The following is a 13,356-nucleotide window of genomic DNA, read 5'->3' as shown; positions in this document are numbered from 1 at the left end:
CACGAGGGCGTTCACGCGCTCACCCCGGTGGAAGCGAACAACGCATCACGTAGTTCCAGTGCGGCACCATCGAGGCGCTTGACCAGTACCTCGCGGCTGCGCCCGGCGTATTCGCGCCAGTTCACCGCGCCACCATCCACCAGGCACAATTCGCCATCGACCCGCCGGCCGTGTTCGGTCTCCCATGCCTGCAGCCGTGCGACCAGGGCATCGGCCTGTGCGGCGGTGTCGATCCGCCACAGCAGATCGATGTCCGAGCGCGCGTGCACATAGTGCAGGCCCGTGAGGTGCTGCCATGCGAAGGCACCGAATACACGCGCTGCGGCGATGTCCTGCAATGCCTGCAGCGGGCGCTGCCAGTCCTGCACAAGGTCGCCTTCCAGCACCGCCTGAAGTGTAGGTGGCGCTGCGGTGCGCAGCACATCGTGTGCCGGCACGCGCAGGGCCAGGCGCAGTTTGCCCTCGGCGGGTGGCAGCGGCACGCCGAGGCGCAGGCGGGGATCGGCATCGTCGGCGGCTCGCCGGGCGACGATGGCGGGCAACCCCTGCGCAAACCAGTCGCCCAGGCGCGGCTCATGCGCGGCGATGTCCGCCTGCCAGCGGGCGTGCGCTGGCAACCAGACCAGCGTATGGCGTGGCAGCCGCTCAGGCATCGCCCTGGCTCACGGCTGCAGCCACGCGTGCGGCCAGCATGCGACCGCCACGTTCGGCACCCTGCACGGCGCGGCGGTCGCCATCGGTGGGCGTGCGCAGCGCCTGCAGCAGGTGTGCGGCCAGCTCGCCGCTCCAGATCGAATCCACCGCGCCCATCGCCACGTAGTTTTTCACGCCCGGTGCGAACACCGGCGAGCTCTGGCTGAGCGCCTGCAGCTTCTCCAGCGGCTGCTTGGTCACCCGCGCCATTGCGCGCAGGTCCATCACCCGCACCTGTGCATCGGGCAGGGCGTGGATGTGGTCGGCCATCAGGCCGAATGAGAGGAAGCCGCCACTGACGGATTCGCCGTAGACCAGGGTGATCAGGCGCGCACCACGGCGGCGTGCCAGATCGAGCGTCTGCGCGAGATGCGCAAAGCAACCATTGATGCCCAACAGTTCGTCGCGCCGCGCCAGGCGCTGTCCGGCGGTATCCACCAGCATCACGATCGGTCGCTGTGGATGTGCGCCGGTGCTGGCAAGCACGGTTTCGGCCAGTGCCAGTGCGTGGTCCACGCCGACTTCAAGTTTGTCGGCGGTACCGATGACGGTCACCTTGCCATCCTCGGTGGCAGCGCTGCCGGTCAGCACCGAATCGTTCACCGCAATGGCATGCCCATGCGGGAACAGGGCATCGAGCAGGGTCTGCAACGGCATGCTCATGGCAGGCTCCGGTCGGCGGTGGCGATGAGGAATTCATCGGTGTCGAGCAGTGGCAGGCGTTCGGGGTGGGCAATGCCCAGCCGCGCCCAGATCTCCAGGCCATCGCGGCAATCGCCCCAGGCCTGCACGCGCGCCTTCAGTGCAGCGTGGCGGGCCTGCAGCGCAGCCAGTGCAGTATCCGGATCGGTGCTGCTGGTATCAGGCTGCAGCGCGTTGCTGGCCGCCTGCGCGAAGGCCTCGATGGCATCGGGCACCAGCACCTGTGCCTGGTCGATCAGGTAGCGGTGCTTGCCTCCCGTTACGCGCCAGACCAGCGCGCGATCACGGGAATCGAACTCTTCCACGCCGCGCACGGTTTCGATCACTTCCGGGCCGGACAGCGACAGGCGCCCCTCTTCGGACATGATGACCGTGCTGCAGCAGCGGGCGACGATGCCCATGCCGCCGAAGGCGCCGTTGCCGCTGCCGATCAGCGCGATCACCGGCACACCCGTTGCACGCGCGTCCAGGGTGGCGCGCATGATCTCGGAAATGGCGATGAGCCCTGCATTGGCTTCGTGCAGGCGCACACCACCGGTGTCCAGCAGCAGAAGCACACCTTCGGGATGTGTTTCGGCTGCGCGGCGCAGCAGCCCGGTCAGCTTGGCGCCGTGCACCTCGCCCACGCCGCCGCCCATGAATTCACCCTGCTGCGCGGCCAGCAGCACGCGTCGGCCACGCAGCGTGGCTTCGCCGACAACGATGCCGTCGTCGAACGCCGCGGGCTGGTCGAGCTGTGCCAGGTGCGGGCTTATCATCCGCCGCGCCGGGCCGAGGAATTCCCTGAAGGAACCGGCATCGACCAGGCTGGCGATACGCTCGCGCGCATCGGCTTCGTAGTAGCTGTAGCGCTGCGTCCGGTTCATCGTGGATCTCCAGCACGCAGGGTTTCCACGGCCTGGTCCAGGCGCAGGCTGACTACCGCCGGGGTCGCACCGGCATCGTTGATCGAGATGTGTACATCGCGCAGCGGATGACGCTGTGCGAAGTCGCTGATCACCGCTTGCCACACGCTGCCGAAGCCCTTCGCGGCGGTGATGATGCGCACCGTCATCGCGCCGTCCAGTGCGGCCGGCTCCAGCAGGATTTCCAGGTTGCCCGAGGCCAGCACGCCGACCAGCACCGCTTCGCGCGGAAACTGCACCGCGGTGTGCCCTTCGAATCGATAGTCGAGGGTTTCCATGCTCAGCTCCTCACCAGTTTCGGAAGCGCTTGGGCGGGTCGTACAGGCCGCCGGACCAGCGCACCAGGTCCTTCACCGAACGCGCCGCCAGCAGGTCACGGCTGGCATCGCGCACGGAGATGCCGAGGTCATCGGGGCGGCGGATCACGCCGCGGTCGCGCAGGTTCTCCACCATCGCGCGGTCGCGCCCCATGCCCACGGCGGTATAGCCGGCCACGCCACGGATCGCCTGTTCGCGCTCCTCAGGGGTGCGGCACAGCAGCAGGTTGGCAATGCCTTCCTCGGTCAGCACATGGCTGACGTCGTCGCCGTAGATCATCACCGGCGGCAGCGGCATGTTCGCGCGTTCGGCCAGGTCCCAGGCATCGAGGCGCTCGACGAAGGCCGGCGCCATGTGCTCGCGGAAGGTTTCCACCATCTGCACCACCAGCTTGCGCCCACGCGGCATCTCACCCGGGCGCGCGGCCTGCTGGCCGGCCTTGATCCAGGCCTCGCTGGCATGGCGCCGGCCGCGCGCGTCCGAGCCCATGTTCGGTGCGCCACCGAAGCCGGCAACGCGGTCGCGGGTGGCAGTGGAGCTGTTGCCCTGCAGGTCGATCTGCAATGTGGAACCGATGAACATGTCGCAGGCATACAGGCCGGCGGTCTGCGAGAAGGCGCGGTTGGAACGCATCGAGCCATCGGCGCCGGTGAAGAACACATCGCCTCGCGCGGCGACGTACTTCTCCATGCCCAGTTCCGAACCGAACGAATGCACCGATCTGACGAAGCCCGATTCGATTGCCGGAATCAGTGCCGGGTGGGGGTTCAACGCCCAGTGCTGGCAGATCTTTCCCTTCAGGCCGAGCGATTCGGCGTAGGTGGGGAGCAGCAGTTCGATGGCCGCCGTATCGAAGCCGATGCCATGGTTGAGGCGGTTCACGCCGTACTCGGCGTAGATGCCCTTGATCGCCATCATCGCCATCAACACCTGGATCTCGGAGATCTGCGCCGGGTCGCGGGTGAACAGCGGTTCGATGTGGTTCGGCCTCGGCGCCTGCACCACGAAGTTGATCCAGTCAGCGGGAACGTCGACGCGGGGGAGGGTGTCGACGATCTCGTTGACCTGGGCGATGACGATGCCGCCACCGAAGGCAGTGGCTTCGACGATCACCGGCGTGTCTTCGGTGTTCGGGCCGGTGTACAGGTTGCCGTGCCGGTCTGCGGCCTGCGCGGCGACCAGGGCCACGCGCGGGGTCAGGTCGATGAAGTAGCGGCCGAACAGTTCCAGGTAGGTGTGGATGGCACCGATCTGGATGCGCCCTTCAGCCACCAGGTTGGCCAACCGCACCGACTGCGGGCCGGAGAACGAGAAGTCCAGCTTCGACGCGATGCCACGCTCGAATACATCCAGATGCGAGGGCAGCGACAGCACCGACTGCACCATGTGCAGGTCGTGCACGCGGGCCGGATCAAGATCGGCCAGGGCCTGGGCGAGGAAATCGGCCTGCTTCTGGTTGTTGCCCTCCAGGCAGACCTTGTCGCCTGGCTCCAGCAGTGCGTGCAGCAGCTCGCCTACGTCGCCGGCGGCGACCTCGCGTCCCCGGGCCCACGGCGCGGCACGTTCCAGGCGGGCCTGGCGGCTGCGTTCCAACGTATCCCAGCTCGGGTTCATCGACCGGCTTCCGATTGGTGTTGATGTAATTACGGCATAATTACGAAGGGCGCCGCAACCTGCAGTGCAGCAAAAGGAAGGGCCCGCGCGGAGGCGGGCCCATTCAGGTATGCCACGACGGTGGGTCGTGGCGGAGGGCGTGCCGATCAACGGTCGGCACCCACCAGGCACCTACCGGTTCGCGGGTTGCTCAGAACGTCCAGCGCAGGCTGGCCGACACGAAGCGCGGTTCGCCGTAGTTGTTGTAGTCCAGATTCGCCCAGTAGGTCTTGTCCAGTGCGTTGCGCACGCTCAGCGTTGCGGTCCAGCTGTCGCTGATGCGGTAGTTGGCATTGAACTGCACCAGCATGTAGGCCGGCTGGTTCACCGTCACCGTGCCGCCCAGCGGGTAGGCGATGTTGTAGCCCTGCACCTTGCTCTGCCATTGCACGCCACCGCCAACGCTCAGGCGTTCCAGCGCACCGCGCAGCTGCAGCTGGGTGTTGAGCTGCAACAGATCCTTTGGCGGGTTGGCGTACAGCAGGTCGGTAGCCGCGCGGGTGACCTTGACGTGGGTGTAGCCGGCATTGACCGTCCAGCCCGGCAGGATCTCGCCGTTGACGTCCACTTCCCAGCCGCGTGCCTTGGTGCCGTTGACGCCGATGTAGGCGGAGGTGCCATCGCTCAGCGAACCTTCCGGCACGCCCATGTCGCGCACGGCGTAGTTGTCCTGCTTGGCCTCGAACACGGCGGCGTTGGCGGTCAGGCGGCCGTCCAGCCACTGGGTCTTGATGCCCGCTTCCAGGTTCGAACCCTGCACCGGTGCCAGCAGGTTCTCGTTGCGGTCCTTGAAGTTCTGCGGGTTGAAGATCTCGGTGTAGCTGGCATAGGCCGACACGTTCGGGGTGATGTCGTAGACCAGGCCCACGTAGGGAGTGACTTCATCGCTCACCTTGTACGCGCCGCTGGTGCCGGTGTAGGCGCCAGCGGCGTTGTAGGAGCGGGTGAGGGTTTCCCAGCGGCTCAGGCGTGCGCCGGCAATCAGCGACAGCGGATCGGCCAGGCGCAGGCGGGTGGCCAGGTAGACGCCACTCTGCGTGGTCTTGGCCACGCGGCGCGCGCCGGTGCGGCGGTAAGTCACCTCGGAGATGTCGCCGTTCCAGTTGTACACGTTGGGAATGTAGTAGCAGCGCTCGCCGCCGCAGCGCGCCCAGTCGCTCGGGAAGTTCAGTGCCAGGGTATTCGTCGTGCCTTCCAGGTCCGACCACTGTGCGCCGAGGGTCACGTCGTGGTCGCGGCCGAACAGATCGAAACTGCCGGTCAGGTAGGCATCGACATTGCGGCGGGTGTCCTTCGAATCACCGGCGGCCGCGCGCAGGTAGATGCCCGCGCCGGTCACCGGGTCCGGGTTGCCGGTGCCGTACAGGCGCACGTTCTGCACGTTGCCACGGGTATAGGCGGTGTTGATCTTCAACAGCCAGTTGTCGCCGAAACGCTGTTCCAGGTTGGCGAAGGCGGTGTTGCTCTCGCGCTTCCAGTAGCTCCACTTCGGCGACAGGTTGGTCGAGCGCGGCAGGTGCGCGAAATGGCCCTGGTTGTCGAAGAACGGCACGGTGCCCCAGGTCGAGCCGGTGGGGTTGTTGTCCTGGCTCTGGTAACCGAGGGTGATCGTGGTGCTGTCGGTGACGTCGCCTTCCAGCACCGCCATGCCGGCCATCTTGTTCTCGTCGTAGCGGTCGTAATACAGGCCACGATCGGTGTAGGCGGCGACCACGCGGCTGCGGAAGCGGCCGTCGGCGGTCAGCGGCGCGGTCACGTCGGCCTCCATGCGACGGTAGTCCCAACTGCCGGCGCTGACCGCGAACGACGCATCGAATTCCTTGCCCGGGCGCTTGCGCAGCAGGTTGACCGTGGCCGACGGGACGCCGGCGCCGCTGAGCAGGCCGTTGGCGCCGCGGATCACTTCGATACGGTCGTAGAAGGCGGTGTCGTACTCCTGGTTGGTGGAGCCGCTGTAGGTGGGAATGCCATCGACCTGGAAGTCGGTGATGGCGAAGCCGCGCGCGTAGTACAGCGGGCGCTGCGTGTCATAGAAGGACACGCTCACGCCGGTCACATTGCGCATCACATCGTTGATGCTGAACAGTGATTCGTCCTGCAGGCGCTGCAGGCTGATGGCGGTGGCGGACTGCGGGGTCTCCTGCAGGGTGATCGGCAGGCGCGTGGTGCTCGACGGTGGTGCGGACTGTTCGGCGCGGACGCTGACCCGGTCCAGGGTCTTGGCATCGGCAGTGCCATCGGCGGCGGCGAACGCGCTGGGCGTGGCCAGCAGGGTCAGCGACGAAAGCAGGGCAGCCGGCAGCAACGCGCGGCGGGGCAGGCGGTTACGGAGGATCAGGGACATGGTGGGCTCGAGGCTCGGAAGCGGGGAAGGGCGGCAACAGTCGTCCAGCACCCGGGGCGGCGGCTTCGGGCACGGTCAGGTCCATCTGGGGAGGTGCGATCACTGCACAGGACGCAAATGTAAATAATTCTTAACAACATTACAATTCGCGTCATTCGCAGGGGCTTTCCGGCGCAGAGCAGTGGCGGGCCGGGGTCGGATCCCGTCGCCGCAGGTAATGGGTTCTGACCCACTCTGACCCCATCATCGGCGCCCAGGTGCAGGTCAGAGCCCTTCCGTGCGGGAGGGATCCGACCCACCTCGCACAAAAACAAACGGCCACCCGAAGGTGGCCGTCCGTCTGCATCGAAAGCAAACTGCGGGCTTACAGCGCCTGCAGTTCCTCGTTGGCGTTGCGCTTTTCCTTGGCCGCTGCCGGCACTGCAGCCGCAGCGGGCGATGCCGCGTTCGCATCCACCGGCACCTCCAGATACGGCAGATGCAGGGTCTGGCTGGTCAGCGTACGGATCTCGTTGACCAGCGCGGCGCTGTCGTTGAGCTTGTGCCCGTACGACGGCACGATCTCGCGCAGGCGGGCTTCCCAGCCGGCCTTCATCTGGTCCGGGAAGGCCTTGGCCATCAGGTCCAGCATGATCGGCGGCGAGGTCGACGCACCCGGCGAAGCGCCGAGCAGGGCGGCGAGGGTGTGGTCCTTGTCGGTCACGATCTCGGTACCGAACTGCAGCACCGGACCCTTCAGCGGATCACGCTTGATGATCTGCACGCGCTGGCCGGCGGTCACCAGCTTCCAGTCACCGGGCTTGGCAGTGGGGAAGTACTTGACCAGCTCGGCCTGGCGGTCGGCATCGTTCAGGCGCGCCTGGCCCATCAGGTACTGCACCAGGTCCAGGTTGTCCTTGCCCACTTCCAGCATCGGGCCGACGTTGTTGTGGTTCACCGACGAGTACAGGTCCCACCACGAACCGTGCTTGAGGAACTTGGTGCTGTACAGCGCGAACGGCCCGAACAGGACCACCGGCTTGCCGTCCAGCTTGCGCGCATCCAGGTGCGGCACCGACATCGGCGGCGAGCCGGTCTCGGCCATGCCGTAGGCCTTCACGCCGTGGCGCGAGGTCACGTCCTGGCCCTGGAAGGCGAGGAACTGGCCACCGACCGGGAAGCCGGCGTAGTCCTTCGATTCCGGAATGCCGGACATCTGCAGCAGCTTCAGTGCAGCGCCACCGGCACCGATGAACACGAAGCGGGCGTGGGTGGTGGACTCGGTACCGGCCTTGAGGTCCTTCACCGTCACGTTCCAGCTCTTGTCGGCGTTCTGTTGCAGCGCGCTCACTTCGTGGTTGAGGTGCAGGCTGAAGTTCGGGCTGCGCTGCAGGCCGGCGGTCAGCTGGCGGGTGATCACGCCGAAGTTGACGTCGGTGCCCAGCGGCATCCAGGTCGCGGCAACCTTCTGCTTCGGGTCACGGCCTTCCATCAGCAGCGGGGCCCACTGCTTGATCTGGGCCGGATCCTCGGAGTACTGCATGCCGTAGAACAGCGGATTCTTCACCAGGGCCTGCTGGCGCTTGTGCAGGTAGGCGATGTTGTCATCGCCCCAGACGAAGCTCATGTGCGGGGTCGGGTTGATGAAGTCGCTGGGCTGGCCCAGCCGGCCTTCCTTCACCTGGTGCGACCAGAACTGGCGCGAGACCTCGAACGATTCGGCGATGCCGACCGCGCGCTTGGTCTCGATGCTGCCGTCGGGCAGTTCCGGGGTGTAGTTCAGTTCGGCGAAGGCCGAGTGGCCGGTGCCGGCGTTGTTCCAGCCGTCGGAGCTTTCACCGGCGACGCCGTCGAGGCGTTCGTAGACCTGGATGTTCCAGTCCGGCTGCAGTTCCTGCAGGTAGGTGGCCAGGGTGATGCTCATGATGCCGGCGCCGACCAGCACAACGTCGACGGGCTTGTCGTTGCTGGCGGCGGGCACCGAGCGCTGGGTCAGCGGCCAGTACAGGAACAGCGCGGCGGCCAGCAACAGCAGCACGAGCAGGGCGAGAAGAGCCTTGCCAAATTTCTTCATGGGGGCGGGATCGTTGGCGGAGGGGAAGGGGTCAGGATGCGCGTGGGACAGGGAAAGGGCGTGAAGAAACAACGCCTTGCAGCATCCATGTGCGATTCTAACCGGATCCGGTCTGTTTTTGATGCAACGCAGCATCCGGCGTTTCGCGCCATCCTCACCCGCTGGCGCCGGGTGATACCCGGCGAACGAAGCCTTGCCAGCGTCGTGCCATCCCTGGCGACAGCTTCACTCAGACCAGCTCAAGAATCTCGTCACCGGCCTCGTCGACCTGCCCGGTCGGGCGCCAGCCCAGGCGCCGGTAGAAGCCATGCGAGCGCGAGCGTGGGTCGGCCGAACAGGCCAGGAACAGGCGTTGGTGGCCGGCATCGCGGGTCAGGCTGACCACGTCCTGCAGCAGCTGCCGACCGATGCCGCGGCCTTCATACTCGGGCAGCAGGGCCAGCACCAGCACCTCGCCGCTGTCGCGGTCGGCGAAGCAGTAGCCGGCCATGCGCTCGCCCTCCCAGGCGACGCGGCCGATCGAATCGCCCTGGGCGATGCCGGCTGCCCAGCTGCCCTCGGTGATGCCCAGCTCTGCCAACTGCGCGGCGCTGAAGGCGTTTTCGCGGGTGCGCCCCCGCAGGTCGATGCAGGCGGCGGCATCTTCGGGGCGCGCATCGCGGACGAATACAGGCATGCAGGGCCTCCTTGCATTGATCGGCCGACCAGTATCCGCATCACGCATGGACCCGGCGTGGAGGGTTGATGGAGATTGGATGGAGCAAAAAGGGGACGGAGGGGATTAAGTCGTCTTTGCCCGATGTGTCGCTTGGGCCTTATACGACTTAATCCCCTCCGTCCCCTTTTCAGCGCTTGCGCCGGATCAGTGCCGAGGAGGCATCCAGCACCGCGCGGGTCAGCAAGGCCATGGTCTGCACGTCGCCCTTCCAATGCTGCCAGTACAGCGGCACGTCTTCCCACGCGCGCTGGCGCACGTAGACCAGGCGGCCCGCGTCCAGGTGGCGCTTGACCAGCGGCAGGGGGTTCATGGTCCAGCCCATGCCGCCGAGGTTGGCCTGCACGAAGGCCCGGGTGGAGGGAATCCACCAGGTCGGTGCGGTGCTGGGCAGGTCGTCGCCGGCCATGCGCCGGGCGAAGCGCGACTGCATGTCGTCCTTGCGGTTGAACACCAGCACCGGTGCCTGCGCCAGCGCCTGCGCGGTCACGCCCTTGGCGAAATGACGCTCGCGGAATTCGGGTGTACAGGTGGCGGCATACCGGATGCTGCCCAGCGCATGGATCTGGCAGCCCTGCACCGGCTCGTCCAGGGTGGTCACCGCGCCCAGCACCGTGCCCTGGCGCAGCAGTTCGACGGTGTGGTCCTGGTCCTCAACGCGCAGGTCCAGCGTAGTGCCGGTGGTCTGCGCGAACTGATAGGCCGCCTGCGGGAACCAGGTTTCCAGGCTGTCGTGGTTCACCGCCACCGGGATGCTGGCCTGTGGCAGGTCCTCATCGGCCAGGCCCATCCGGTGCAGCGCATCGTGCTCGAGCAGGGCGGTCTGCTCGGCCAGCTGCACCAGCAACTGCCCCTCGGCGGTGGCGGTGGCCGGGGTGCCGCGCTTGACCAGCAGCCGGCCGATCCGGTCCTCCAGCGCCTTGACCCGCTGCGAGATGGCGGACGGGGTGACATTCAGCGACTGCGCGGCGCGGTCGAAGCTGCCTTCGCGGATCACTGCGGCCAGCGCGCGCAGCTGGGCATGGTCGATACGCATCGAATTAAGTTCCGCTAATGTTGGTTTAGGAAGTTTAGCTCGTCTTTTTCATGTTGCGGCGCGACAATGGCGCTCGTTCCGGTGCTGTCCGCCTTCGCGAGGCACCGTCCCCCCAAGCAAGTAAAGGCAGTGAATCCCATGTTCTCGGTCATCTCCGCCAGCACCGGCCTCGGTGCCTGGTTCTCTGGTGCAGCTACCGGCATCGGCCTGTTCGCCGTGGTCGGCGCCCAGAGCGCCTTCATCCTGCGTCAGGGCATCCTGCGCAAGCACATCGTGCCGGTGGTCGCCACCTGTGCGGCCATCGATGCGATCTTCATCTTTGCCAGCGTGGCCGGCCTGCGCACGCTCACTTCGGCGCTGCCGTGGCTGACCACCGCCGTGCTGTGGACCGGCGTGGCGTTCCTGGCCTGGTACGCGATGAAGTCGGCGCGCCGCGCGATCGCCGGTGGCGGCGGCATGGGCGAGGCTGACAGCGACGACGGCAGCCGCCGCGCGGTGCTGATGGCGGCGGTCGGTTTCTCGCTGATCAACCCGCACTTCTGGCTGGACATGATGGTGATCGGTTCGATCGCCGAGAACTTCGGCAACGCCCGCATGGCCTTCGCTGCCGGTGTGGTCACCGCCAGTTGCCTGTGGCTGACCGCGCAGGGCCTGGGCGCGCGCCTGCTGGCGCCGCTGTTCACCAAGCCCAGCACCTGGCGCGTGCTCGACGGCACCATCGCGGTGATCCTCAGCATCCTGGCCCTCACGTTGGCGGTGCGCGGGGTCCACTGACCCGGCGCACGCCCCCCGAACCCACGTCCTGACTCTCTCTCCAAGGTAGTGGTAACGACGGCACCGGCAACGGTGCCGTCGTTTTTTGTGCGCCACTGGCGGGCCGGGCACTGGCCTGCCTAGAATCGGCCAGCCGGGACAAGGGGGCCAGGCAGTGGGAGAGAAGGATGCATAAGCGCTGGCTGGCCGCCATCATCGTGGCGGGACTTTGGTGTGGAACCGCTGCTGCGATCGATCTGGGCGCCTATGTGCGAGCGGACAAGTTCGGCGATGTCATGCTGTCTCCCGGGGGCGATTATCTGGCCGCGACCGTGCCAGCGGACGGCTTCACCGCTGTGATCATCCTTCGTACGGACGACAACACGCCGGTGGGCAACCTGCGCCCACCACTCAATTCGCATGTCTTCGGCCTGCACTGGGTCAACAACGATCAGGTGATGTTCGGTCTGGCGCAGAAGTTCGGTACCCGCGACGCGCCATGGGCCACCGGCGAGCTGCTGACACTGGATGCACGCACCGGACGACCGGAACTACTGGTGGGCTACCGCGACCTTGGCTTGCGCGTGCGGCCCAAGTACCGGACGTCGGCCGCAGCGTTCCTCAGTGACGCCCTGCCTGGCGACGATGCGCACGTGGTCATCGCGGTAGGCGGATCGCGGCTGGATGCCAACGGTTATGCGGCCCAGCTGGAACTGGCAAGCGGCAAGCAGCGGCTGCTGGCCCGCGCGCCGATGCCGGGTGCCTCCTATGTGGTGGATGCCCGCGGCGACGTACGTTTCGTACAGGGCGCCGGTACTGACAACGTCCATCGGCTCTACCACCGCAATGGTGGCGACTGGGCGCTGGTCAACGATGAGACACGTAGTGGTCGCAGCGAGGCGGCGCTGGGCTTTTCCGCCGACGGCCAGCTGGCCTACCTGCTCAGCGAGCAGCCCAGCGGCCCCGATGCCATCGTCAGCTGGAACCCGGCCACGCAGGAGCGCAAGGTCGTGCTGCGCGATGAGGTTGTCGATCCGGCACGACTGATCCGCAGCCCGGGCAGCACCGTGCCGGTCGGCGCGCTGTTCCTGGGAAACACGCCGCATACCCGGTTCTTCGACGAAAGCTCGGACGAGGCACGGTTGTACCGCAGCTTGGAGGCGGCCTTCCCCGGGCGTGCAGTATTCATCACCTCCAGTACCCGCGACGGTCGCCGGCTGCTGGTGGAAACCGGGTCCGGTTCCAATCCGGGCGAGTTCTACCTCTACGACCGCGACCGCAACCAGGCCCGCTTCCTGATGGCGCGCAGCGAATGGATTGATCCGGAGACCACTGCGTCGGTGCGGCCGGTCCTGCTGAAGGCGCGTGACGGGCTGGAGCTCCATGGATTCCTGACAGTCCCGCATGGCAGCACTGGCCGTGACCTGCCGATGGTGGTGGTGCCGCATGGTGGGCCGATCGGGATATTCGACAACGGCAGTTTCGACCACGAGAACCAGTTGCTGGCCGCTGCCGGCTACGCCGTGCTGCAGATCAATTTCCGCGGCTCGGGCAACTACGGCCGTGCGCACAGCCGGGCAGCACTCAAACAGTGGGGGCGCGCGATGCAGGACGACGTGACCGACGCCACGCGCTGGGCGATCAGCGAAGGCATCGCCGATGCCCGGCGCATCTGCATCTACGGTGCCAGCTACGGCGCCTACTCGGCGATGATGGGCGCCGCGCGCGAACCGGGGCTGTACCAGTGCGCGGCCGGCTATGTGGGCGTCTACGACCTGCCGCTGATGTTTACTGGCGGCGATATCCAGGACCGCGATTCCGGAATGAGCTACCTGCGCGAGTGGCTGGGTGATCCGGCCACGCTGGGCGCGGTCTCGCCGGTCAACCTGGCCGAGCGGATCAAGGTGCCTGTGTTCCTGGCGGCCGGGGGTCAGGACAAGCGCGCCCCGATCCAGCACACCGAACGCATGGAAGCGGCGCTCAAGCGTGCCGGTACGCCGGTGGAAAGCCTGTACTACAAGACCGAAGGGCACGGCTTCTATACCCAGGCCCATCGCAGCGAGTACTACGGCAAGCTGCTGGCGTTCCTGTCGCGCAGCCTGGGTGGCAAGACCGCCACGACTGCGGCTGCGGACGGCAAGGGCAGGGCGCCGTAACGCAAAGGGCGGCGGATGATCCAACCGC

The 13,356-nt window shown here is 66.8% G+C and carries 11 protein-coding genes; 2 read left to right on the top strand and 9 right to left on the bottom strand.

From position 1 onward, the window contains the following. Positions 1-11: 11 nt before the first annotated feature. From mdcG to AC5P60_RS03315, 9 genes are all read right to left on the bottom strand, one after another. Complete coding sequence (mdcG, locus tag AC5P60_RS03355; RefSeq protein ID WP_033833336.1) at positions 12-653, bottom strand: malonate decarboxylase holo-[acyl-carrier-protein] synthase; 642 nt, start codon at positions 651-653, stop codon at positions 12-14. Continuing rightward, on the bottom strand, positions 646-1,350 hold the full coding sequence (mdcE, locus tag AC5P60_RS03350) for a biotin-independent malonate decarboxylase subunit gamma (RefSeq protein ID WP_483693040.1): 705 nt from the start codon (positions 1,348-1,350) through the stop codon (positions 646-648). Before mdcE ends, mdcG begins: the two co-directional genes overlap by 8 nt. A 2-nt stretch (positions 1,351-1,352) precedes the next feature. After that, positions 1,353-2,261: a biotin-independent malonate decarboxylase subunit beta gene (locus AC5P60_RS03345; RefSeq protein ID WP_049403223.1), complete on the bottom strand. Its 909-nt coding sequence runs from the start codon at positions 2,259-2,261 to the stop codon at positions 1,353-1,355. Further along, positions 2,258-2,578 (bottom strand): malonate decarboxylase acyl carrier protein, encoded by a 321-nt coding sequence (gene mdcC, locus AC5P60_RS03340; RefSeq protein WP_049403222.1) that lies wholly within the window; start codon positions 2,576-2,578, stop codon positions 2,258-2,260. Before mdcC ends, AC5P60_RS03345 begins: the two co-directional genes overlap by 4 nt. Before the next feature lie 10 nt (positions 2,579-2,588). Continuing rightward, positions 2,589-4,232: a malonate decarboxylase subunit alpha gene (mdcA, locus tag AC5P60_RS03335; protein ID WP_483692959.1), complete on the bottom strand. Its 1,644-nt coding sequence runs from the start codon at positions 4,230-4,232 to the stop codon at positions 2,589-2,591. A 190-nt stretch (positions 4,233-4,422) separates the two neighbouring features. Further along, positions 4,423-6,615: a TonB-dependent siderophore receptor gene (locus AC5P60_RS03330; RefSeq protein ID WP_483692958.1), complete on the bottom strand. Its 2,193-nt coding sequence runs from the start codon at positions 6,613-6,615 to the stop codon at positions 4,423-4,425. Between the two features lie 364 nt (positions 6,616-6,979). Further along, on the bottom strand, positions 6,980-8,668 hold the full coding sequence (gene mqo, locus AC5P60_RS03325; protein ID WP_483692957.1) for a malate dehydrogenase (quinone): 1,689 nt from the start codon (positions 8,666-8,668) through the stop codon (positions 6,980-6,982). A 229-nt stretch (positions 8,669-8,897) separates the two neighbouring features. Then, a complete protein-coding gene (locus tag AC5P60_RS03320) occupies positions 8,898-9,344 on the bottom strand; it encodes a GNAT family N-acetyltransferase (RefSeq protein WP_033833341.1) in 447 nt (148 codons plus the stop codon). 169 nt (positions 9,345-9,513) lie between these two features. Beyond that, positions 9,514-10,419, bottom strand: a complete 906-nt coding sequence (locus AC5P60_RS03315) for a LysR family transcriptional regulator ArgP (protein ID WP_005412604.1) — start codon at positions 10,417-10,419, stop codon at positions 9,514-9,516. A gap of 138 nt (positions 10,420-10,557) precedes the next feature. On the opposite strand from AC5P60_RS03315, the gene AC5P60_RS03310 reads away from it, so the two are divergent. Continuing rightward, the gene (locus tag AC5P60_RS03310; protein WP_005408523.1) at positions 10,558-11,193 is read left to right on the top strand and encodes a LysE/ArgO family amino acid transporter; all 636 of its coding nucleotides are present in this window, start codon (positions 10,558-10,560) and stop codon (positions 11,191-11,193) included. A gap of 167 nt (positions 11,194-11,360) precedes the next feature. Further along, positions 11,361-13,328, top strand: a complete 1,968-nt coding sequence (locus AC5P60_RS03305) for an alpha/beta hydrolase family protein (RefSeq protein ID WP_049430368.1) — start codon at positions 11,361-11,363, stop codon at positions 13,326-13,328. The last annotated feature ends 28 nt before the right edge of the window (positions 13,329-13,356 follow it).

Source organism: Stenotrophomonas sp. YJH_SMC_120 (assembly GCF_059368675.1).
This window is presented reverse-complemented; position numbering and strand designations above follow the sequence as displayed.